Annotated in this window: 20 protein-coding genes, 2 pseudogenes and 1 riboswitch; of the genes and pseudogenes, 4 read left to right on the forward strand and 18 right to left on the reverse strand. The window is 39.4% G+C overall.

Going from position 1 to position 24,017, the window contains the following annotated elements:
- The 9 genes from PluTT01m_RS19120 to PluTT01m_RS19165 all read right to left on the reverse strand — a co-directional run bounded on the left by PluTT01m_RS19120 (window position 1) and on the right by PluTT01m_RS19165 (window position 10,611).
- The gene (locus tag PluTT01m_RS19120; RefSeq protein WP_011147863.1) at window positions 1-1,665 is read right to left on the reverse strand and encodes a ShlB/FhaC/HecB family hemolysin secretion/activation protein; all 1,665 of its coding nucleotides are present in this window, start codon (window positions 1,663-1,665) and stop codon (window positions 1-3) included.
- Window positions 1,666-2,473: 808 nt separating this feature from the next.
- Window positions 2,474-3,154, reverse strand: a complete 681-nt coding sequence (locus PluTT01m_RS19130) for a helix-turn-helix transcriptional regulator (protein ID WP_011147864.1) — start codon at window positions 3,152-3,154, stop codon at window positions 2,474-2,476.
- 53 nt (window positions 3,155-3,207) lie between these two features.
- Window positions 3,208-3,900: a PAS domain-containing protein gene (locus tag PluTT01m_RS19135; RefSeq protein WP_011147865.1), complete on the reverse strand. Its 693-nt coding sequence runs from the start codon at window positions 3,898-3,900 to the stop codon at window positions 3,208-3,210.
- A gap of 257 nt (window positions 3,901-4,157) precedes the next feature.
- Window positions 4,158-4,445, reverse strand: a complete 288-nt coding sequence (locus PluTT01m_RS19140) for a helix-turn-helix transcriptional regulator (protein WP_332370319.1) — start codon at window positions 4,443-4,445, stop codon at window positions 4,158-4,160.
- Complete coding sequence (locus tag PluTT01m_RS19145; protein ID WP_011144720.1) at window positions 4,442-5,467, reverse strand: IS630-like element ISPlu19 family transposase; 1,026 nt, start codon at window positions 5,465-5,467, stop codon at window positions 4,442-4,444. Before PluTT01m_RS19145 ends, PluTT01m_RS19140 begins: the two co-directional genes overlap by 4 nt.
- 32 nt (window positions 5,468-5,499) lie before the next feature.
- Window positions 5,500-5,934: a PAS domain-containing protein gene (locus PluTT01m_RS19150; protein ID WP_082303134.1), complete on the reverse strand. Its 435-nt coding sequence runs from the start codon at window positions 5,932-5,934 to the stop codon at window positions 5,500-5,502.
- A 277-nt stretch (window positions 5,935-6,211) separates the two neighbouring features.
- Complete coding sequence (abgT, locus tag PluTT01m_RS19155; protein WP_011147866.1) at window positions 6,212-7,738, reverse strand: p-aminobenzoyl-glutamate transporter; 1,527 nt, start codon at window positions 7,736-7,738, stop codon at window positions 6,212-6,214.
- 109 nt (window positions 7,739-7,847) lie between these two features.
- The gene (locus tag PluTT01m_RS19160) at window positions 7,848-9,296 is read right to left on the reverse strand and encodes a M20 family metallopeptidase (protein WP_011147867.1); all 1,449 of its coding nucleotides are present in this window, start codon (window positions 9,294-9,296) and stop codon (window positions 7,848-7,850) included.
- Entirely contained in the window at window positions 9,289-10,611 is a 1,323-nt protein-coding gene (locus tag PluTT01m_RS19165) for a M20 family metallo-hydrolase (protein WP_011147868.1), read from the reverse strand. Before PluTT01m_RS19165 ends, PluTT01m_RS19160 begins: the two co-directional genes overlap by 8 nt.
- Window positions 10,612-10,885: 274 nt before the next feature.
- Here PluTT01m_RS19165 and PluTT01m_RS19170 point away from each other — a divergent pair, with 274 nt between their 5' ends.
- A complete protein-coding gene (locus PluTT01m_RS19170; protein WP_011147869.1) occupies window positions 10,886-11,785 on the forward strand; it encodes a LysR family transcriptional regulator in 900 nt (299 codons plus the stop codon).
- A gap of 392 nt (window positions 11,786-12,177) precedes the next feature.
- On the opposite strand, the pseudogene PluTT01m_RS27715 reads toward PluTT01m_RS19170, so the two are convergent.
- The 3 genes and pseudogenes from PluTT01m_RS27715 to PluTT01m_RS19185 form a co-directional block, all read right to left on the reverse strand.
- Window positions 12,178-12,276 (reverse strand): annotated as a pseudogene (locus PluTT01m_RS27715) (helix-turn-helix transcriptional regulator); the annotation flags it as partial.
- A gap of 46 nt (window positions 12,277-12,322) precedes the next feature.
- On the reverse strand, window positions 12,323-13,348 hold the full coding sequence (locus PluTT01m_RS19180) for an IS630-like element ISPlu19 family transposase (RefSeq protein ID WP_011144720.1): 1,026 nt from the start codon (window positions 13,346-13,348) through the stop codon (window positions 12,323-12,325).
- A 54-nt stretch (window positions 13,349-13,402) separates the two neighbouring features.
- Window positions 13,403-13,957 (reverse strand): annotated as a pseudogene (locus tag PluTT01m_RS19185) (helix-turn-helix transcriptional regulator); the annotation flags it as partial.
- A gap of 692 nt (window positions 13,958-14,649) precedes the next feature.
- Here PluTT01m_RS19185 and PluTT01m_RS19190 point away from each other — a divergent pair.
- Window positions 14,650-14,859, forward strand: coding sequence for a helix-turn-helix domain-containing protein (locus tag PluTT01m_RS19190; RefSeq protein ID WP_041381091.1), 210 nt, complete (start codon window positions 14,650-14,652; stop codon window positions 14,857-14,859).
- A gap of 133 nt (window positions 14,860-14,992) precedes the next feature.
- On the opposite strand, the gene PluTT01m_RS19195 is transcribed toward PluTT01m_RS19190, so the two are convergent.
- From PluTT01m_RS19195 to PluTT01m_RS19210, 4 genes are all read right to left on the reverse strand, one after another.
- Entirely contained in the window at window positions 14,993-16,171 is a 1,179-nt protein-coding gene (locus PluTT01m_RS19195; RefSeq protein ID WP_011147872.1) for a MalY/PatB family protein, read from the reverse strand.
- Window positions 16,158-17,612 (reverse strand): Na+/H+ antiporter NhaC, encoded by a 1,455-nt coding sequence (gene nhaC, locus PluTT01m_RS19200; RefSeq protein WP_011147873.1) that lies wholly within the window; start codon window positions 17,610-17,612, stop codon window positions 16,158-16,160. The genes PluTT01m_RS19195 and nhaC overlap by 14 nt, the downstream gene beginning before the upstream one ends.
- Window positions 17,613-17,769: 157 nt before the next feature.
- Window positions 17,770-18,771, reverse strand: coding sequence for a LacI family DNA-binding transcriptional regulator (locus PluTT01m_RS19205; protein ID WP_011147874.1), 1,002 nt, complete (start codon window positions 18,769-18,771; stop codon window positions 17,770-17,772).
- Between the two features lie 230 nt (window positions 18,772-19,001).
- Entirely contained in the window at window positions 19,002-19,676 is a 675-nt protein-coding gene (locus PluTT01m_RS19210) for a helix-turn-helix transcriptional regulator (protein ID WP_011147875.1), read from the reverse strand.
- Window positions 19,677-20,355: 679 nt separating this feature from the next.
- Here PluTT01m_RS19210 and PluTT01m_RS26255 point away from each other — a divergent pair.
- Both PluTT01m_RS26255 and PluTT01m_RS19215 read left to right on the forward strand, forming a co-directional pair.
- The gene (locus tag PluTT01m_RS26255; RefSeq protein ID WP_041380308.1) at window positions 20,356-20,562 is read left to right on the forward strand and encodes a hypothetical protein; all 207 of its coding nucleotides are present in this window, start codon (window positions 20,356-20,358) and stop codon (window positions 20,560-20,562) included.
- 237 nt (window positions 20,563-20,799) lie between these two features.
- Window positions 20,800-21,465 (forward strand): PAS domain-containing protein, encoded by a 666-nt coding sequence (locus tag PluTT01m_RS19215; RefSeq protein ID WP_011147876.1) that lies wholly within the window; start codon window positions 20,800-20,802, stop codon window positions 21,463-21,465.
- A gap of 513 nt (window positions 21,466-21,978) precedes the next feature.
- Here the strand turns inward: PluTT01m_RS19215 and PluTT01m_RS19220 are convergent.
- Both PluTT01m_RS19220 and PluTT01m_RS19225 read right to left on the reverse strand, forming a co-directional pair.
- Window positions 21,979-23,049 carry a magnesium transporter gene (locus tag PluTT01m_RS19220; RefSeq protein ID WP_011147877.1) on the reverse strand — a complete coding sequence of 357 codons (1,071 nt, stop codon included), beginning with the start codon at window positions 23,047-23,049 and terminating at the stop codon, window positions 21,979-21,981.
- 74 nt (window positions 23,050-23,123) lie between these two features.
- A riboswitch (M-box (ykoK) riboswitch) is annotated at window positions 23,124-23,295 on the reverse strand.
- Window positions 23,296-23,471: 176 nt separating this feature from the next.
- A complete protein-coding gene (locus tag PluTT01m_RS19225) occupies window positions 23,472-23,804 on the reverse strand; it encodes a DUF6694 family lipoprotein (RefSeq protein WP_011147878.1) in 333 nt (110 codons plus the stop codon).
- Window positions 23,805-24,017: the final 213 nt, after the last annotated feature.

Below are 24,017 nucleotides of genomic sequence, written 5' to 3' on the forward strand. Positions count from 1 at the left end.
TTAATACTGCCAATACAGGTTGAATCCGGCCGTGACGGGGGAGGTTTGGAAGCCGGCGGGTTTGGACAGCGGGACGCCGACAAACAGGTCGTAGCTCACCCCTTTCAGGCTGCCTCGCCAGCCCAGCGCGCTCCCCGCCAGGTGTTTTCCGAGCAGCGTATCGCTGCCCCGTCCGCCCACTTCGCCATAATCCATTGCCAGATACAGCGATTGCCCGCGCAGCGGGGTTTGCCAGTCCAGTTCGTTGCGGCTGTACCAACCCCGATCAGCGGATAAGGTCAGCTCGCCATCAAAGCCGCGTACCGTCCAGCGACCGCCAATCGAGAAGCGATCCTGGGGCGTCAATGGGCTGGCGCTTATCTGACGCAAATATTGGGTCTGATAAAAAAAGGGCTGAGAAAACAGCGTTAACGGCCCGGCAAGTGTCGCCGAGAACTGGGTGATTTTAGGTAAGGCGGTCCCTTCATTGCGGTACTCTTCCGGTGCCGGTTGTGCGCCAAACCAGCGCATGCCCTGTTGATAAGTCACCCGGGTATCCAGCGTCGCGCTGCCGATAAAGTGATGATGGGACAGCCCCAGCTTCCAGCCCGCGGTTTCCCGGCGCTGAACGTCGATTTCAGTGTTATCAATAAAATTGCGAGACGCCCGACGATAAATTTCACCGTTAAGCAGGGTTTTCTGGTCGGCATTACGGTGCAGCACCCGGCTAAGCTGAACCGCCAGGTTTTGGCTTTTGCCCCGATATTGGATCGCCTGATTCAGCCCGGCTATTGTCTGGGTATAATCGTAATGACTGGCCGTCACGCTCGCCATCCAGTAGCCGAAGGGCAAAGAGTAATAGAGCGTGTCATTTTGGCTGCCTTTCCCGGCAGACGAATGAATATCGCGTCCACCGGAGAGATAAAACAGGTCGCTGAGCGCCAGCGGATTATCCAGAAAGAAGGTGAGTCCGCCCTGATAACGTCCGGTGCTTTTGGAGCCGGTATCATCCAGATACGTGGCGACTCGCCAGTGCCGGGACTGACGCCAGTCCAGCACAATATCGCTCTCCCCCGGCTGCTCTGCCGGGACAATATTCATATCCGCCTGCACGGTGGGGAAACGTTGCAGATTTTCCAGTCCCTGCTCGATATCCCGTAAATCCAGTAATTTTCCTTCACGCGCGGGAAAGGGGGTTATCCGCTGGATATAGTTCCCGCTGTCAGGGGTATAGCGGATATGCCGGATTTTTCCCGGTATCATCACCAGTTTTAAGGTTTGGGTACGCAAATCCTGACGAGGAACCAGAACCCGGCTGGTGACATAGCCGTGATTAATGAGCTGATCTTGCAATTGGGTTATCAGCCGGCTAATGCCTTTATCGCCCAGACAATGGTTTTCGCCCTGTTGGGCGACAAGCCGGAACGGTAACCAGTGCGGGAAATTTTCGGTACCTGCCAGTCTGACGTGGGTAATGGGAAAACACGGAGTTTCCACCGCAAAGGCGGATGATTCCCCGGTTTCCGGTACCGACAGGTGAACCTCCGCAGGCGGCGGGGCTAATTGCGTCTCCAGGGCTTGCTGGCGGGCCTGTTGATGAATGAGTTGTTGATCTGCGATGTCGGCGGCTTGACTACCTGAGACTGCGCTACAAAAAACTATTAATAATACAATACTGCTTTTCATTGACTTGCTATTCCACAATGTTGAAACAGCATTAACCACGAATTTAACTTAGCGATCAATATTTAGTGTTGATTATCAACCGGGCAACTAAAATAGGGAGTTGGTCAAGATAGCAGCAAAAACAAGAGGTTATATGACAAAGCAAAAAACAGGCCAATGTGATTATTTTGTGACAGGATTGTATAAAAAACAGATTAATATTAATCATTTAATAATCAACATTAATAATTTCAAATTAATTTTATTGTTTTATTTTCATTGTGTGATTCGTATCACATTTTTATCTTTTTATTTCTGTATGAAATTACTTTTAATGTGATGATTATCGTAAATTTGTGATTAGGAATTACCTTTTATGATTATGTCAGATGATGACTTTTAGCTCGGTTGGCAGAACTGAGCGCTAATTTACGTCACATTTTTGTCTTATTACAAACGGCAGTAGCTTTTAAAATTTAGGCTTTCGTGATGATAAAATATCTTCTTTTCTCATTTATCATAGATATACGAATATACCCTATGGATTTCAAGATGCATCGCGACGGCAAGGGAACGAATCCCCGGGAGCATAGGTAACGATGTGACCGGGGTGAGTGAGTGCAGCCAACAAAGAGGCAACTTGAAGGATAACGGGTATAGATAGTTCTTAGGCGGTAAGAAAGGATATTTACTGCCGTTTCTTCCTTAAAACGCACAGTAAAGGAGGTTATTGCGTAATAAATCATGCCCGCTTTTTCCGGTAAATACGGCATATAACGATAACTCAGTTCGTCTATTTCCTCTTGTGAGCATCGCTAAAATTTGAGACTTAAACCAGAATACTGCTTTCAGGACGTAAAAATCTTTCTGGTACATAAAGATCATAATTATTAAAACGACAATATTCCTCCAATTGCTGAGCAGACCTAACACCAACCTTTCTGTATATTTGTGCTGTATAGTGTTCAACAGTACGGTAGGAAATATTTAATATTCTGCCAATTTGTTTACTGGTATATTTATGTAAAGAGAGAAAAACAACATCCCATTCACGCGGAGTAAATAAATCAGTCGGTGGCTGAAATATAATGGAGGCAGGGAGTTTTCCATAAAATAGACGGGTTAATGAAAAATCCTGGACTTCCCACCCGTGGAAAATGACTCCGACACATTCGTTTTCATTATTATATAGTGGGTATTTTTCACAAAAATGAGATGATAAGAATTTATCGTTCCCATACATATGTGTTTCAAGCGAACATACTGTTGTTTCGCTCTTCATTACACTTTGATCATGAAGAACGAATTCTTTTGCAAACTCAGCGCCACTCCAAGGAAGTTCATAATCATACCACCCTTCGTAATCAAATGAGTCTGGAAGGTTTTCAAGATGTTTAAGTGCCTTATTGCCATAAATAAAGCATGAATTTTTATCTTTGATCCCCCAAGGCTCATTACTTTGCTTCATTGTATTAATGACTTGAGGTGAAATAATTAGTTTATTATCCATGTTACTACTCCTTTTTTCGCTAGCCTTAAAGTTAGATTCTTGATATTTTATAATCAATTTAACTCTCTACTGCCAATAGTGACAAATCTTGCTGGAATATAAAGATCAAGTTTATTTTCTTTACAGAAATCTTTTAATTCTGCATGTAAAGGCAAATTGAATTTTTGGTAAATTGATTGGATATGATTAATCACATCTTCGGAACTTATCATTAATTCTTCACTAATTTTCTCTTCATCTAATGAACACAGAGTTAGAAAGAGAACCTCCCATTCAAATTGCGTCAGTGTGTCATTAGGTGGGGTGAATGCCAGTGTTGCCGGAGGAGTTTTTTCATAATAGTACGAAACAGAAAAATCTTGAGTTTTATACATATGAAAGAAGATCCCAATGCAATCATTATTCTCATCATAAAGTGGAAATTTATCACAAATATAAGTTTGTTTAATGTTATGCTCCCCAAACTGATGTGTTTCCAGTGAAGTGACGCGTTGCATAGTTTGAATGGTTTTTTGGTCCTGACGATGGAATTCTTCTGCATATTCGGCAATAGGCAAGGGTAATTCCCCCATAGATAGCCCTATAATATCGAAATATTCAGGAAGGTTGAGCAGTTGATAAAAAGCAGGGTTAGCATAAATAAATCTTGACTCGCGATCTCTGGCTCCCCAAGGTTCATCGCTTTTATCCCACATCAGCGTTAATTGTGGTGTAATATGATTGGTTTTTTTTCTTATATTTGACATAGTAACTCCTTAATTATCATTTAGTCATTATCTGAATGAATTGTTTTCTGATGATACAAAAAATAATTTAACTATATAATGTAGTATAACAATTATCCAGCCAAAGACTGTATGTTTATTAATTTTATTATGGTATTATAAATACCAAACAATATAAGGAAAAATATTATTTTTATTGGAGATTATTTAAGTGATTTATTTTTCCAGTTAAAAATTGCACGCACATAATAATTTATTAAGGCTCCCAGTGTTCACTCTTAATCCAGAAAAAAATGGCTCATAGATTTAAAGTATTTTGGTGGAATATAAAGATCATAATGATTTTTTTCGCAAAACAGTTTCAACTCAATAATTGATCCGATTAATAATTTCTCATAGATACTTTGGAAATACTTTTCCAAAGTACGACATGAAATTTTCATTTCATTAGCGATACATTGATTACTGATTCCACGGCAGAATAAAAAGATCACTATCCATTCTTTTTCTGTCAATATATTATTAGGTGGTCTAAGCTTAACAGATATATACCCAAGAAACTTCAAGATGCAGTTTTTAGCACCTGAAAATGGTCGTTAATTCTAGACATCAGCGAGTCCGCTATATCCGGTAGCGTTGTGGTGAAAAATTTGAAGACGTTGTCTCGAAATTCATGTTTATCCGCAAAATAACGGTTATTTCGAACCTGTTCATTCATGACCTTCCATAATCGCTCTATTGGGTTTAAATTTGGGCTATAGGGAGGAAGGTAATGTAACTCAATATTGCTAACATAAGCCCACTCCTTAACAAGATGAGCTTTGTTGTAACCCGCCCCATCCACAATAAGATGAATTTTTTGATGATAGTCAGGATAAGACTTTCTTATTTCATTGAAAAAACAGCAAATGTTGTAGTCATTGATGGTTTGATATTCCTGGAACACCGTACGACCAATGGCATTCAGGTTGAGCGCGCCCAATATATTCAGGCGAGTCCGGCTTCCTGTTGTTTTTACTGTTTTTTTCTCGCCTTTTCGCATCCAGCCATAACCGAGTTTGGTGCCTTGAGTCGGGTGAACAGCATCAAGAAAAAGGATGGGTTCGTCTTTCGCTGTGACTTTAAGATTCTCATAATATTCAATAAATTGTCGCTGTTTTTCTGCGTCGAATTTATGAGGGACGCCACAAGGTTTTTTATAAGAAAAACCCTGACGGTGTAGCCATTTATTCATGCCGGGAATGCTAAAGGTAATATTCCAGAGCTGAGCAACATAGGCCACGATTTCATGGGTGTGATGGAAAAGATGTTGAGATAAGTGATTGATTAAAAAATCAGTTTGTTCTTGAGAAAGCAAACTATCAGACCCCCCATTATCAGATTTAAGTTTACCTTGATTAAGGTAATCGCTGATATGACGGTTAACGGTCATTTCATGAAGACGCAGGGCCTGAGCGATCATCACTGAACTCCAGCCTTCAGAGGCCAGCAGGACCGCTTTGATGCGATCACACTCCCTCTTATCACGGCAGGTGTGATGGAGATGTTCAAGTTCGGCTTTTTGTTCATCGGTAATGAATATTTTCATAGCGAGGATAATGATCTCCATTTCGGATAAAATCAAGCATCTTCAATGATTACGGGTATAGTTGTATCATTTTTAATATAATGATGTACTGAAAAATGATTTATTCTTTTAATGTGACAAATTATTCCAATACATTGATTCTTTTCATCCATCAATGGGTATTTTTCACAGAGACAAGGATTAAGCTGTTGACCATTGCTTTTAAGATGAGCCACAATAATAGATGATACTCGTTGCATAGACTGTAAGACTTTACGATCATGTTCTTCAAAAAAGTGAGCAAGATAATTAAATGGCGTCGATAATTCTTTAACAGAATATCCCATGATATCAGAGTCTTCAGGTAACTTACTTAATTTAACAAATTCTTTATTGGCATATATAAAACGAAGCTTCTTATCTTTTACAAACCATGATTCATGACTTTTGTCCCACATATTTTTTAACTGAGGGGTGATTTGACTCATATATGACCTTCAATAAGGTTGAATATAAATATACCCGTTATCCTTCAAGTTGCCTCTTTGTTGGCTGCACTCGCTCACCCCGGTCACATCGTTATCTATGCTCCCGGGGATTCTCTCCCTTGCCGTCGCGATGCATCTTGAAATCCATAGGGTATAGAAAAACATTTCAACAATCGGCAAAAAAGCGATTCATTTTTGCCACCCTGTTGGGTTCAGGTATAGAAAGTGCATTTAATGACGCTTTCATTCGACCACCAATCTTCCTCCTTTATGGTGGTTACAGCAATGTAGGGTAAATACCTGGCCCAATGGGCAATCCAGCAAAATACCAACCTATAAGCAGCAATATCCAAACGGCAAAAAACACCAGCGGATAAGGTAATACCAACGTGTAATAAGTACCTAGCTGAGCCCCCTTATAGTACCGTTGAAGAAACCCCAAAAAAAGCGGTAGAAAAGGTGACATCGGTGCCAACGGTAATACTGCGGAATCAGAAATACGGAAAATGATCTGTGCAAAGGCAGGGTGAAAGCCAAGCAGGACAAACATGGGAACAAAAATAGGTGCCAGAATCGACCAAATGGCAGAACCACTTGCGATGAACATACACAAAAAGGCAGATAAAAACATTAATCCAATGAAGGCAGGAACACCTGTCATACCCAAGGCTTCTAGCATATCGGTTAGCCCTACCGCCATAAATTTGCCCATGTTGCTCCAGTTAAAGAAGGCAACAAATTGAGCCAGAGGGAAGACCATTATAATGAAGCCAGCCATGTTTTTCATGGGATCAACGAGTAAGTCTGGAATATCATTAGACTTTTTTATCTGTTTTGTGGAAACGCCATATGTAATCGAAACCACGAAGAAAAACAAAATAATGACTGGCACGATCCCTTTTATGAATGGCGATGGAATGATTGAGCCAGTCTGTGGATCACGCAGTAGTGCATTTTCGGGAACAACTAGCAACGCAACAATACCGATGAAAATTAGTGCAGATAGACCGCTCATTAGCAGCCCGCGATTTTGTTGTGGCGTGAGCTTTGCTAACTTCTCATTGTGACTTCCTTTCCATGCTGGAAGGCGTGGCTCAACAAATTTATCCGTTAAGATAGCGCCTGCAATCGTCAGTACAATCACTGATGTTGCCATAAAATACCAGTTATCGATGACACTGACGTGTAAGTTGGGATCAAGCATTTTAACCGCTTCAGTACTGATACCAGATAACAGCACATCGGTAGTGACAATCAATAAGTTCGCCGTAAATCCTGAAGCAACACCAGCAATAGCGGCCAGTAGGCCAGCAACGGGGTGGCGACCAACCGCAATAAAAATTAGCGCGCCTAATGGAGGCATGACAACGAGTGCGGCATCCGAAGAAATATGGCTAAAAAAGGCAATAAATAGCACCATATAGCTGGCGTAACGTTTATTAATACCAGAAGCCATTTTATACATCAGGGTTTGTAACAGACCGACTTTTTCTGCCAGCCCTGCACCAATGACCAAAGCTAATATTGCTCCAAGTGGTGTGAAGTTACTGAAATTTTTAACGATATTAGGCAGGATCCACTGTAATCCTTCGGCGCTAAGTAAGTTTTTAACTCTAATGAACTCTCCATTTGTAGGGTTTTTTACGGCCAAGTCAAACCAAGACAAAATAGCAGTCGCTATCATTAAAACAGCTATTAAATAGATAAATAAAATAAAAGGATTCGGAATTTTATTTCCAACTCTTTCGATCCAACCAAGAATACGTCCTGGGCTCTTATTTACAGAGATAGTTGTTTCACTCATGATTTTTTCCTTTGTGTTTGCTCTCGTTATTATTTTTTGATTATGTAAATGACTGAACGCTAGCTGCTAGCTTGCCGCTGTAAGCAAGCCAGTATTTATCGAAGCAAAGTTATTTCAAAGGTGATGGTTTAATATCGGGCGGAATAGGACACTGATAGGGATGCTCATCCCGTTGGTGTTTGAACTCAGACTGGACCTCTGCTAGCAGAGCAGGGTCTATTAATAATTTAAGTGCGGTGGCGGCCATAATTTTCCCGGCAAGACACATCCCTTTGTGAGCAATGGATGAACGCCCTTGTGCGACTAATTGCCAAGTATGCAGTGGTGTGCCAAAGGCGAAGCAGGGACTGAAACATTGCGCTGTGGGTGTTACCCAACTGACATCACCGACATCGGTAGATCCATACAGTAACTCTTGCGATTCTATATAGGGTAAGACTTCATCTGTCAGTGCTTTTTCCCCTTGTCGCTCACTCCAGCGTTTACCCTCTTCGCCCGCTGTTCGCGCTGCATTGAGTTTGGCATTGCGTAAATCATCTTTTGTCAGTGTTTGATGAATTTTTTCGGCAAATTGGCATTCCTCATCAGTATATTCAGGAATACCAAAGGCTTGAATATACTGATACATCACTCTTTCCATCGTGCGGTTAGGAATATAGTTTGAACACGCCTTATCAAAGCGAATATTCAATTGCGTGCCGGTCATTAAGGCAGCACCTTTAGCAATATCAATGACTCGTTGATAAATATCTTGAGCCTGATCCAGTTGTGGGGCGCGAACAAGGTATAAAACTTCGGCATCAGCCTGTACAACGTTAGGTGACACACCACCGGTATTAGTCACTGCATAATGAATTCGTGCTTCCTGAATGATATGTTCACGAAGAAATTGAACACCCACATTCATCAGACTAACTGCATCTAAAGCACTTCGACCCAAGTGAGGGGAATTGGCGGCGTGTGAAGCAACTCCTTTAAAATGAAATGCTGTTTGGATATTTGCCAGAGACTGGACATTAAATACACTACTGAATGATTCAGGATGCCATGTAATTGCTGCATCAACATCATCAAAAAGACCTTGCCGGACCATAAATGTTTTGCCGGAACCCCCTTCTTCCGCCGGGCAACCGTAAAACCGTACAGTTCCAATTTGTTGATTTTTTTGCAACCAGGCTTTCACTGTAAATGCCGCAGCGAGTGCGGCTGTCCCCAGTAAATTATGTCCACACCCATGACCGTTACCGTTTTTAACCATAGGATTAGGTTCACAACAGCCTGCTTTTTGGCTTAAACCAGCCAGCGCATCATACTCACCAAGTAAAGAAATCACAGGGTGTCCACTGCCATAACTGGCGATAAACGCGGTCTCAATATTGCCTACCCCACGCTGAACAACGAACCCTTCATTTTCTAACGCATTTGCGAGCAGTTCAGCAGAAAAGTTTTCTTCAAAATTGGTCTCAGGGTGTTCCCAAATCTTATCGCTAAGGTAAGTAAAATCACTTTGGCGTTGCTCAATGTATTCATTGATGAATTCAATCAACGAGTTATTCATGATGAACTCCGAAATCAGGTAGGTTAAGGGCGATAGTGGCTAATGTTTTCACTGCGGTAGTCATCACGTTTTCATCAAAGTCAAACCGTTCATTATGATGACCTGCGCTGAGTGCTGTACCGAAAATAAGGTAAGTGGCTTGACCACCATTCGATTTGACGTGTTCCATAAAATAGGTCGCGTCCTCAGATCCGGCAGCTTGCTGACGGCTTTTGACAACAGATGAAAGCTCTGGGATATATTGTTGAGCCTGTTGATAAATGAAATCGACCCATACTGGGCTAGGCTGGCTACTTTGAGCGGCTCCCATTAACTGTATTCCATATTCAACCCCCTGCATTTTTGCCGCGCCTTCAATGATATTGAGAGCTTGACGGTAGACAAATGCATTGATCTCATTAGTTTCACCGCGAGTTTCCACTTTCATTAATGCATAGTCAGGAATAACGTTACGGCCAATGCCTGCCTGTAGCACTCCGACATTAATGCGTGAGCTGCCTTCGCTATGGTGAGAAATAGCATACAGCCCTAAGGTTGCTTGAGCTGCGGCTAACAGTGCATTTTTTCCCGCTTCTGGTTTTGCACCAGAATGGGAGGCCACACCACGATAAGTAACATCGATTTTGGTAGTAGCAAGAAAATTATTACTCCCACAGACCAATTCGCCTTGAGGTACACCAGTGCCGATATGAATAGCGATAAAGAAATCAACATCATCGACAACGCCCGCTTCAACCATTGATTTTGCACCACGAGTTCCTTCTTCCGCAGGCTGAAAAATCAGTTTGATTTTTCCAGTCAGTTGGCTTTCATATTTTTTCAATATACAAGCGAGTCCTAATCCAATCGCTGTGTGACCATCATGACCACAGGCATGCATCATATGTGTATTACAAGAGGAAAAGCCTTCAGCATAAGGGCGGTGCACGTGAGTTTGTTCCTCATTCAGGTCAAGCGCATCCATATCCACCCGAAAAGCCAAGGTTGGTCCAGGTTTTCCGGTATCGAGTGTCGCGACAATGCCAGTAAACCCGCCTGAAAAATGGGGTAGCCATTCAGTCAGAGCGCCCTGTTTAATAGCACGCTGTTCTTGCGCTTGTAATGCCTGTTTTGAAGGTAAGCCCATTCGTGCATCAGCCTTGATAACATCTTTTCCCATTTTCAGGCTATAACCCAGACGGTGCAGCTCATCCACCACAATCGTTGCTGTTCTGAATTCGAACCAGCCTGATTCAGCAAAATGGTGGAAATCGCGACGCCAGTTTCGTAATTGTTCAGCAATTTGCTGAATAGATTCGCTTAATAAAGTGCCCATAATAATTATCTCTTTTAGTTATCGCGGAGAAGAAAATATATTTAGTTTATTTCACCAAGATTGATTTTGTTAAAATATTTATTTAATTTTGATTGAACTAGTTTATTTTTTAAAATTTTATTGTTTTAATAATTTAAAAATATTTTTGTTGAATTTTAAATTTAAATACAGCCCGATTTTTCATTACTGATTTTTAATGTATACAATAAATTTTGTTCAAGTAAGATACAATTATCTTTATCTATATAATTAAAAGTTATCGCAAGAGAGAAAAATGACGACACCAATAAAACTCAATCAACTGCGCGCTTTTGTTGAAATTTACCGTCATGGCAGTATCAGAGCGGCTAGTCGGTTTCTGTTACTCTCACAACCTGCTTTGACCAAATCGATTCGCGAACTAGAAGATTCACTTGGTGCAAAATTATTTATACGCAGTAACCAAGGTATTCATTTGACAGGGTGTGGAAAAAGTTTTTTACAACGCGCCTGTTTGATACTTGAGGAGCTTCGAATTGCACAGGAAGATATTCAACAACGAGTTGGCTTGATCGGTGGTGTAGTCAATATTGGCGTAGCTGGCAGTATTGCACGTACGATTATGCCAAAGGTGATTACACAGTTTCACCGTGATTATCCTACAGTAAAATTAAGAGTTGTTGAGGGACAGTTATTGACTATGCTACCTCAGCTCAGACAAGGTGAACTGAATTTTACCGTGAACACCTATTATCCCGGTAGCTTAGATGCAGAATTGAGCTTCGAAAAATTGATGGAAAAAGAGTACAAAGTGATTGTACGAAAAGGGCATCCAAAAGTGAATGCAACCTCTTTAGACGAATTAATTGATTGTGACTGGACCATGCCAACACCGAAAGGCACCTACTATCGCAGGTTATTTGAGATGTTTACATCGCTGGATAATCCACCTGTCTTTAGTGTCACGTGTGAAACATTAATGGCTTGCATGAGTTTAGTCTCCGAAAGTGACTTTGTGACTATTGTAGCTGTGGATGTGGTTGATGAGACTCTGTTTAACCAGCAATTTGTGGCGTTAAACCTTAAAGAGGAGCTTCCCTTTGCAACTTTTTGCCTTGTTCAACGAAGAGATACAAAGTTAACTCCCGCAGGAGAACATTTGGCTAGACTTTTTCGGATGTATTGTCGTGACTAATTTTTGCACCTGAAGTGGGAATTAGGGAGGAGCTGAGTAGACCCGCCGGTCCGACTGGATAAACTAAATAAGCTTCCATATGGTGGTACACTTATTTTTTCACTCCAGATTGTTGTTGCAACGAAAACGCTTTCTATAAACTCTTCCACATATTTAATTTAAGTAACTGCCACATATACTGACAACAATGATTTCGTGTTACCGCTTCATGTAATAATTACCACAAGCGTTCAATTTTGTTTAGCCCGGTATTGATTGCCCCGTCCTTCCTTAAACGGGTAGTAAAAAAGATCATAGTGTGCTGGTCATGTTCGCTTTTTCCGGTAAATACGGCATATAACGATAACTCAGTTCGTCTATTTCTTCTTGTGAACATCGCTAAAATTTGAGATTCAAACAAAAATACTGCTTTCAGGGCGTAAAAATCTTTCTGGTACATAAAGATCATAATTATTAAAGCGACAGTATTCCTCCAATTGCCGAGCAGATCTAACACCAACTTTTCTGTATATTTGTGCCGTATATACCCAAGAAACTTCAAGATGCAGTTTTTAGCACCTGAAAATGGTCGTTAATTCTAGACATCAGCGAGTCCGCTATATCCGGTAGCGTTGTGGTGAAAAATTTGAAGACGTTGTCTCGAAATTCATGTTTATCCGCAAAATAACGGTTATTTCGAACCTGTTCATTCATGACCTTCCATAATCGCTCTATTGGGTTTAAATTTGGGCTATAGGGAGGAAGGTAATGTAACTCAATATTGCTAACATAAGCCCACTCCTTAACAAGATGAGCTTTGTTGTAACCCGCCCCATCCACAATAAGATGAATTTTTTGATGATAGTCAGGATAAGACTTTCTTATTTCATTGAAAAAACAGCAAATGTTGTAGTCATTGATGGTTTGATATTCCTGGAACACCGTACGACCAATGGCATTCAGGTTGAGCGCGCCCAATATATTCAGGCGAGTCCGGCTTCCTGTTGTTTTTACTGTTTTTTTCTCGCCTTTTCGCATCCAGCCATAACCGAGTTTGGTGCCTTGAGTCGGGTGAACAGCATCAAGAAAAAGGATGGGTTCGTCTTTCGCTGTGACTTTAAGATTCTCATAATATTCAATAAATTGTCGCTGTTTTTCTGCGTCGAATTTATGAGGGACGCCACAAGGTTTTTTATAAGAAAAACCCTGACGGTGTAGCCATTTATTCATGCCGGGAATGCTAAAGGTAATATTCCAGAGCTGAGCAACATAGGCCACGATTTCATGGGTGTGATGGAAAAGATGTTGAGATAAGTGATTGATTAAAAAATCAGTTTGTTCTTGAGAAAGCAAACTATCAGACCCCCCATTATCAGATTTAAGTTTACCTTGATTAAGGTAATCGCTGATATGACGGTTAACGGTCATTTCATGAAGACGCAGGGCCTGAGCGATCATCACTGAACTCCAGCCTTCAGAGGCCAGCAGGACCGCTTTGATGCGATCACACTCCCTCTTATCACGGCAGGTGTGATGGAGATGTTCAAGTTCGGCTTTTTGTTCATCGGTAATGAATATTTTCATAGCGAGGATAATGATCTCCATTTCGGATAAAATCAAGCATCTTCAATGATTACGGGTATAGTGTTCAACAGTACGGTAGGAAATATTTAATATTCTATCAATTTGTTTACTGGTATATTTATGTAAAGAGAGAAAAATGACATCCCATTCCCGTTGGGTAAATAAATGAGTCGGTGGTTGAAATATAATGGAAGCGGGGAGTTTTCCATGATATAAACGTGTTAATGAATAATCTTGAGCTTTCCACAAGTGATAGATAATTCCAAGACAATCACCATTTTCATGATAAATAGGTTGTTTTTCACAGAAATAGGAGGATAAGGTTCTTATTTCTCCCCAAATATGGGTTTCGAGTGAAACATATGATTTTTCTTCTTTCATTACCTTTTGGTCATGATGAATATATTCTTTTGCAAACTCGGCACCATCCCAAGGAAGCTCATCATCATAAAGCCCTTCGAAATCAAATGAATCAGAAAAACCTTTGATGGAGTTCAGCGCTTTATTGCCATAAATAAAACAGGAATTTTTATCTTTTATTCCCCAAGGATCGTTACTGATTGCCAATGTGTTAATAACTTGAGGTGAAATGATTAACTTATTATTCATGTCATCGTTCCTTTATTATATTTTACATAGTGACTACTGAATTATCATTAAGAAATTATCTGAATGAATTGCTACCTTAATTATAATCGAGACAGCTTAACTATATAATACAGCACAACAATCATCCAGCCAAAAAGTGTATTTTTATTAATTTTACGACAACATTATAAGTACTATAAAATATAAACAATGTTATTGTTTTAAACAATAATCATTTATATGATTTATTTTATTAGTTAAGAAGTTTTTAAAAAATTGAACGTACATAACTTCGCAACTCATTAAGATTAATGGTCTTATTAATTCACTGAGCTAACTAAGTTGGTGTCATTCCCTGTAACTGAATAGCTTAAGACATTCATTAAAGTATTTCATCCGCTTTCAACATTTCCAAAAATAACTAAACTTTTTGAATATATTAGCGATCTAAAAAGAACATTTCTGAACATTTAAAGTTCAATTTTGAACAATCAGAGTTCATTTAATAACATTTTTGTCGTTAGACAATTTTCTATTCGGAGAATATTTGGCTGTACTTGGCGGGGTTTAATGTCTTAGTACAGCTATTTTTTAACATTCTGCGCCTGCGCGGACTCAGGGAAAAAGCTGTAGAAATATAAAAATATCAAATTGAAGAGAGAGTATGAATATAGCACCTTGAATAACCAAACTGAGGAGAGAAGAAAGGAATGATTGTAAAAAACGACTGGCACCCAGCGGATATTATTGCGGGACTTAAAAAACGGGGAACGTCGTTATCTGCTATTTCAAGAGAGGCGGGGCTTGCATCATCTACCTTAAGTAATGCGCTGCACCGTCCGTGGCCCAAAGGCGAACGACTTATTGCTGCCGCTTTAAATTGTGATCCTTGCGAAATATGGCCGAGTAGATATTTTAAATGAGTTGTCATTTTCAAAATTAATATGAACTTCTCATATAAAAATCAATGAGAGGATACTCATTACCTGAAGCTTTTCTTGTGGAAAGCTTCAGGTATGAATATAGAATTAATACAGGGCTATTTACCTTTTTATTTTATGATGTTATCTGAACTAAACCACCTATTGCCTTTTCAAGATATTCGCGGGGACAACCTAAGTTTATTCTGATAAATCCTTTCCCATGATTACCAAAACTCGATCCCATTGAAACGGCTATTTTGGCTTTTTGTAATAAAGCACGTTGCAAAGCATCATCATCCAAGTTTAAATCGCGGCAATCCAGCCAAGCCAGATAAGTACCTTCCGCTTTGGTCATTCGACACCAGGGAACAACAGACGTTAAAGCCTGCTCAAACCAACAACGGTTTTCCGCCAGATAATGCTGTAGTTCATCAAGCCATACGTCCCCATATTGATATGCGGCTGTAGCCGCAGTCATCGATAGTGCATTGAATACATCTAGTCCATGCGCATTCAACCGATCGATAAAGGCACGTCGAAGTTCAGGATTGGGAATGAGAAAATTGGAGATACGGAGTGATGAAAGTCCAAATGCCTTACTTGTTGAGGTGGCGGCAATGACATTGTCATGCCATTCACTCCCCAGATGCAGTATTGAGGTGAATTTCCCCCACGGTAAAATTAAATCAGCCCAAATTTCATCGGAAATTACCGTCGTCCCGTACCTTTTACAAAGCATTAATATCTGGAGTAGTTCGTCACTATTCCAGCATCTACCAGTAGGATTATGTGGGTTACATAACAATAACAGAGGCGGTCTGTGTTGCTCCAATATCTGTTCCAGATGATCATAATCAATTTTATAACCTTCCAGACTTTCAAGAAGCGGGTTTTCAATCACCATCCTGCCGTTCATAGTAATAATTTTGGCGAATGAAGCATAATAAGGCCCTTGCACAACGACACCTTCCCCCGGTTTACTGAGCATCTGTATCAGTAAAGCCAATCCGGGTATGACGCCTTCTATTGATGTAAACCAATCGCGGTGCAAGGTCAGTTTATGACGCCTTGAAAACCAGTCTATTGCTGCTTGATAATAGAGATCGTCGCGTTCGCTATAACCAAAAATACCATGTTCAATTCGGGAGTAGAGTGTTTGCAAGACTGCTTCCGGGCATTGAAAATCAATATCAGATACCCACATTGGCAACAGGTCAGTCTTATTTAAGTACAAATCACGACCTAAAAAGTCCCACTTCACAGAGCTTGTATTGTGGCGATCGATTATCTGGTTGAAATCAGGCAATTTCACGTTGGATTTCCTTTTTATTCAGGGAGTTCTCCGGCGTGATTTTTGCGATACCGAAACCAGTAAAGCCATAAATGAGAGCAAAGAAGATGGCAGAATAGCACTGGATAGCCCAAGGCAGTAGCTCAAGCGTACTGACACCCAATGTCGTCGCCATATAAATGCCAGCGGCAGTCCAAGGGATCAACGGTTCTATGACGGTACAACCATCTTCTATTGTTCGTGACAGATTTTTATTATCCAGCCCCATGCGACGATAAGCATCTTTGAATAGCTCAGCCGGGATGAGGAGAGCCAGCTTTCCATTGCAAGTTGCGCCGGTTACCAGAATAGTTGTTGCCAAGGTTGCAGCGATAAGTTGCCCGGTTGTGTGAACAACTTGTAGAAGCCGGTTAATGATGATGGTCAAAGCACCAGTGAGTGCTAAAGCACCAGCGAACGCGAATGCACAAAATGCAAGCAGGATAGTACTCATCATCGAGAACATGCCACCACGATTGAGCAGACGGGAGACATCGCTAACAACTCCGGTAATGTTGTGTCCCTGGTCAGAGAACATCGAGAGATTGAAACCGTCTATCAACGCATTAAGGCCCTGTTTAAGGGTGAGCCCTTGGAGACCTATGCCAAGTACAATAGCTAATGCACAGGCAGCAAGCATGACGGGTATCACCGGACGTTTTGTTATTGCTCCCCATAAAACCAATATCGGTGGCAAAATCAGCAATAAATTGAAGTGATACAGGCTTTCAAGAGATTGCACAATTTCTGTAACTTTTTCCGGTGTTGCCACGTTACCTGTTAAGCTTGTATGACCCACAATAAAATAGACAATAGCGGCTAAAACAAAGCCGGGAATAGTGGTATACATCAAATGTTGAACATGACTGTAAAGATCAGTATCGGCAACGATGGCAGCAAAGTTTGTTGAGTCAGATAACGGTGAAATTTTATCGCCGAAATACGCACCTGAAACAACCGCTCCGGCTGCCGCGGCCAAAGATACATCAAGGCCAGCAGCGACGCCCATCAGAGCAACCCCCACTGTGCCGGCTGACCCCCATGACGTACCGGTACAAACCGAGATAACGCTCGTGATAAAAAAAGCCGCAATCAGTATGTATTGGGGGCTAATCAGTTTTAACCCCCAATACACCATATACGGTATGGTTCCGCTGAACATCCAAGTCCCAATTAGCCCGCCTACGCAAATCAGTATCATGATCACCGGCATCGCTTTAGCCAGCTTTGTCACAATAGCATCGATAATGTCATTCCAACGATAACCTTGCCAATATGCCAAGGTAGCTGCTATTGCTGCTGATATCAGTAATAGGGATTCGATGCGTAAATTCAGTTGACCATATCCAATAACTAACAATAAGAGCATTGCTGCGATTGGCAGTATAGCGAGTCCCAAATTAAGCTTTTTCTTGTCATCCATATTAAAACTCCAGTTTCAGATGGGTTGTTGAAACAGAATAGAATAATGAATTTATTTTGAATGAAATGTGACAGATATTACTTGTTCATGTAATTGGTTTCATAAGATGTGAAATGTGATCTGTATATCGCTTTTACGCTTATTACGACGCTTTTCATTACTCGATTAAAAAAACGGAATCTCTGATAACGAGTTCGGCTGAGAACATATTCATCTGTGGAGTTATTTCTTTTTTGGCACTGAGTTGCAATGCCAGATTAGCCGCCCGCTGAGCCATTCGTTCTATTGGATTATGTACGGTAGTTAAGGGAGGATAAAGATATCGGGCCGGGACAATATCATCAAACCCAACAATCGACAGTTGTTCCGGTAATTTGATTTTCCGTTGATGTAGGGAGCGCATCATACCAGCAGCCATAACATCATTGAATGTTACTGCCGCGGTAAAGCCGATGTCGCTGTCTAAGAGCTTTTCTGCTGCCAGTTCTCCACCCTTTTCATTAAATGGAACACTGATAACCCAATCGCCAGGTACTGTAACACCCGCATTAGCCATTGCTGCATAATATCCCTCCAGACGGAGCCTTCTATTATCAATCGGTAGATTTGCCGTTACACAAGCAATTTTTCGATGGCCGTTTTGAAGAAGATAGTTGGTAGCAATCTGAGAAGCGCTGACATTATCTAACCAAATGCACCGGTTGGCGATAGCAGGGAAATATCGATTGATAATCACCAATCCTGGTGTATGAGCGGCATAACGTAATACATCTACATCACTCATCCTACTAACATGCGCTACTATTGCTTCGCATCCCTGATTAATTAAAAAATCTAAGGCAGATTTCTCAAGTTCAGCTTGATATCCGCCACTACAAACCATCAGTTTTACTTTTTCTTGTCGGGCAACTTTTTCAACCCCGCGAGCTAAAAGCGAAAAAAACGGATCAGCTAAATTACCGGTGAGTAAACCCAACATATTCCCGCACCTTTTCGCTAATGCAAGTGCGGCAGAATTACGATGATAATTGAACTCACGCATAGCTTTCTCTACACGCTCACGAGTGCCCGGTTCGACATAAGCGGTATTATTAATGACACGGCTTACAGTGGCTACGGATACTCCAGCTTGATGGGCTACGTCTTTCATTGTGGTCATGCTCTCACCTCAGCGATTATGTAAAATAAATCATACCCCGACTAATAGAAGCGGTTGGGAGTATGAATTGGATTCTCAATATACCGACAATAAAGATCTTAACAACCAAATCTACGACCTAACTTTGAAAATGAGCTATGAAGCTGATTTGCATCATGGACTTATTAAGTATCATATTCCATCGTTTACCCTGACTAAGTGACAGAATATATGGAACTCAAGGATCGTTCTTAATCCAAAAAAAAATGGTTCATAGATTTAAAATATTTTGGTGGAATATAGAGATCATAATGATTATTTTCGCAAAATAGCTTCAATTCAATAATTGATCCGATCGATAATTTTTCATATATACTTTGGAAATACCCCTCCAAAGTACGACATGAAATTTTCATTTCGTTAGCAATACATCGATTACTGATGCCACGGCAAAATAAAAAGATTACTATCCACTCTTTCTCTGTCAATATATTATTCGGGGGGCTATGCTTAACAGACATAGTTGTGTCATTTTTAATATAATGATGTACTGAAAAATGATTTATTTCTTTAATGTGGCAAATTACTCCAATACATTGATTATTTTCATCCATTAACGGGTATTTTTCACAAAAATAAGGCTTAAGCTGCTGGCTATCGCTTTGAAGATAAGCCCCAATAGATGATATTCGTTGCATCGCCTGTAAAACCTTACGGTCATGTTCTTCAAAAAGGTGAACAAGATGATTAAACGGTGTAGGTAATTCTTTAGCAGTATATCCCGTGACATCAAAGTGTTCAGGTAACTTACTTAATTTGATAAATACTTTATTTGCATACATAAAACGAAGATTCTTATCTTTTACAAACCATGATTCATGACTTTTATCCCACATATTTGTTAGCTGAGGGGTGATTTGACTCATATATGGCCTTCAATAAGGTTGAATATCAATGGAAAAATATTTCAATAATTAGCAAGAATAGCTATTCGTTCTATAGGGAATTCCCTCATAGTCAGAAGTATAGAATAATGAATTTATTTCAAATGAAATGTGAGATGAGTTTGCGGTTCATGTAACCGGTTTCATGAAATGTGAAAATGTGACCTATGTATCGATTTCTGATCTTGCTTATAATCCATTGCCAGATATCAAAAAAATTTTGAAGATAAAGTAAGTGGAACTCGTATAAAATGTTCCGGTTTATCTAAAACACCGGAAATTTAAGGTTATGATTAAGTAACTAGTCCCATTTAAACATTACACTTAATTCTCCTATAATAAAAAATTATTATTAAAAACAGGTAGGTATTCAATATGGAAGATTATTTAGCAGAGCTGTTTTTCATAGCCGTTCTTTAATATGGCCTGCTGAATATTTAGATAATAATAAATCGATAAACCGGAAGAATTATTTCACAACGATAATATCGTAATAATATATTATTAATTATATAAAATATCATTGAGAACATAAAATGCACTTTATATACCTTATAGATTTCAAGATGCATCGCGACGGCAAGGGAGCGAATCCCCGGGAGCATAGAGAACTATGTGACCGGGGTGAGCGAGTGCAGCCAACAAAGAGGCAACTTGAAAGATGACGGGTATATCAAATATCACTCTACAATTCATTAATATATGGAAAAAAGGTTACAAACCGTGGGGTGTAAAAAATGGTTATCCATATTTTATTTACGGTAATTTAGCAACAAAAGAATTTACTTATAATATTGAAAAATTATTTGATTGGAGAAAGTCTTACAATCATGAGCTTCCTTGGAATGGATCTGAATGTGTAAGATAATCAATTAACCAACAAATGTACTTTTTAACTAACAGATTACCAAGTATTACCTATAACCCATTGTTTTAAATACGATAAACAGTAAATTAAAACAATAAACAACAATTCGATCTGCCATAACATATAAAACTAGAAAATTCTTATGAAAAAAGTCAATTTTATTGCTATATCCCAGAAAACACGAGGGAATCCAAAAGTAGAACGTTTATTTAATCTTCAAATTATTAAGGAGTCTTTATGAAGAACTGTACGATATCACCTCAGATTATCAATACAATGGAAATAAGTAATGAACCTTGGGGAATAAAAGATAGTTCTTCATGTTTTATTTATGGTAATAAAGCGTTAAGTTCTATCAAAAATTTCTCACAATCATTTGATTACAGCGGGCTTTATGATCATGAACTCCCTTGGGATGGCGCTGAATTTGCAAAGGAATATATTCATCATGATCAAAAAGTAATGAAAACAGGGAAAAATATATGCTCACTTGAAACACATATATTTGGTAAAGAGCAAATTCTATCATCTTATTTCTGTGAAAAGATGCCTTTTTATCATGAAGATGGAAGTTGTATAGGCGTTATATATCATTGCTGGAGGATAAAGGACTATTCATTAACCCGTCTGTATCAATATCATAATAAACTTCCCTCATCCATTTTACTCCAACCACCGACAGATCTTTTTACTGAGCGTGAATGGGATATTATTTTCCTTTTCTTACAGAAATACACCATAAATCAAATTGGAATAATCTTGAATCTTGATTCTAGTGTAATTGAAAACCATACGGACAGGATATATCATAAAATAAACATAAACTCCACTCTTCAATTAGAAGAATATTGTCGAGTCAATAGTCTTTATCACTATATCCCTGAGAAATTTTTATTAACTTAAAGGGCTTCTTCTGCGGACGCAATTGTCCTTATGACGCTCGTCACTAATCATGCCTGGGGTAAAATAGAATTTTATTAAAACCTCAGGCATATTCAATATGATAAAAAACACCTATTACACCACCACAAATAAATTTTAAATTAAAAAATAAACCATTTGAAAATATATCTAAATAATATCGATTAATTACAAATTAAATAAATAAACTCATTAAAATAGAAAATAAATTATTTTATTAAATTATTTTTAATATATATTTTCACTCTATTAAACCCGTTCATCTTATTCATATTAATTGATAGTAAATTCGATATTAAATATATAAAACATTAAGTTAATTTAAATAAACATCCTATTTAAACCCCTAATAAAAAGATATTAAACAGCATTCTTTCATCTAACAATATAAACAGAAAACCAAGAATTTTTAATTACCATTACAGATGAAATATAAATAAAACTCTTTTTAAATCAATAAGATACCCAATGAATATGGGCATCTTATTGGTAATTTTAAACGAGTTCTGTCATCACTAATTTCGCTATTTCGAAATAGATAATCAGCCCTGTACCATCAATAAACGTGGCAATAAAAGGAGCAGATACAACAGCCGGATCAACAGATAGCCTTTTCAATACCATTGGAATAATGGAAGAAACAATGGCACTCCAGAGGGTGATTGCAATGATGGCCAAACTAACAGCAATCGTCACTTCAATACCGACACCTAATATCCAGGCACGGATAAGCGCGGCAAAACCTATCGTTATTGCAACTAAAAATGAAGTGGAAATCTCTTTACGCAACACAGCCCATAGATTACGCAAACTCACTTCCCCCAATGCCATTGCTCTGACCAAAGTTGAGGTAATTTGCGTCCCGCTGTTGCCCCCCGTTCCTATTAATAACGGAATGAAAAATGCGAGAGAAATTACCGCTTCCAATTGATCTTCAAATGCTTTAAGCACAGCACCGGTATAAGCTTCTGCAACAAATAGTAATAATAACCACCCGACACGCTTACGCCATAATGTTATTGGGCTGGTACTCAGATAAGGCCGCTCCAGAGGTAAAGTTGCCCCCTGCAAATGAGCATCCAACGTATTTTCATCTTCAACCAACTCAGCAATATCCTGCGATCGTAGTACCCCAACCAATTTACCAAAATGGGTAACCGGGACACTATCCATACCACTGTGATTTATCAAATTATAAACATCATGACGCGACTGTTCCGGTGATACGGAAAAATAGCTTTGCCTCATAATATCTGACACAAATAAATCATCGGCTACAGTTAATAACCCTTTCACCGGTAATATGCCATTAAGATAGCCTTCAGCATCAATAACATATAAGTAAGTTGGGATCTGCTCACCTTCAAGCTGATCAATCAAATGACTTTTTACCGACAAAACAGAATCAGCAACAGATACAGAAATGAAACATTGGCTCATATATGCGCTGACCGTTGTCTCTGCATTTTTCACGCGATGTTTCCGCTGCTGATCAGCATTTATTTCATTAATAGAATGATTAGCAATCGCTAATGCATCCATTTTTTCATGGGATGTGACTTTCATGATGTTGGTCCCTATTACTGTTGTGAACTTCAAACAGCACTCACATAGGGGCGAAACCAGATGAGAGAATGCAACGACTATCTCTACGTCTCGGTTTTAGCACTATACAACGTATCCTGAATTATCAGAAAGTTACATGGGGATATACCTTGGTTCGATATATCCTGTCCTAATCTTGGGCGTCTCTCGACGTCGTCAGATCAGCAACCTGTGTTTGTATAGGAGCCTCGCCTAACGAGATACTGCACTTAGAATGCGGCGCATATTGTAAACAAGAGTCGTAATAATTCAAAATTGAAAGTGAGTTTGTTTAATTTTCATTTAAGTTTCATTTAAGTTTCATTTAAGTTTCTGATGATAATAAAAAAAACGGCATAGATTTCCACCTTTTGCCGTTTAATGAGAATAATCCTATGAAGGAATTATTCATTTTTTGATCTCTTAGATTCAATTTTTTCAACTTCAGTAATCAATTGGTCAGCCGTTTTACCATCCAGCAATTTATAAAACTTTTGTTTCGATTTTTCCATGTCACCATTAGAACCTGATTTAACCAAATCATTAAAATCGATACTATTAAACATAGCCGATTGAATTGATTCATCAAACTTCACTTTTTTATCATCAGGTAGCCTATCTCTTACTTTTTCAATGGATGCTTTCAACGCGATTTCATTAGAAGCATCCATTTTAGGTTGGCTATCACAGCCAGCTAATACACATCCTAACAAACAAATTACTAACAATTTTTTCATATTCATCCCCCACCGAATATTCAACAAGGGAATAATAACAGAAGCAATAAACCGTATATACCCGTCATCTTTCAAGTTGCTTCTTTGTTGGCTGCACTCGCTCACCTCGGTCACATCGTTATCTATGCTCGCGGGGATTCACTCCCTTGCCGTCGCGATCCATTCTTGAAATCCATGGAATATATAATTAGCCAAATTGATAAAAAATAGCAA

Source organism: Photorhabdus laumondii subsp. laumondii (assembly GCF_003343245.1).
GTDB lineage: Bacteria > Pseudomonadota > Gammaproteobacteria > Enterobacterales > Enterobacteriaceae > Photorhabdus > Photorhabdus laumondii.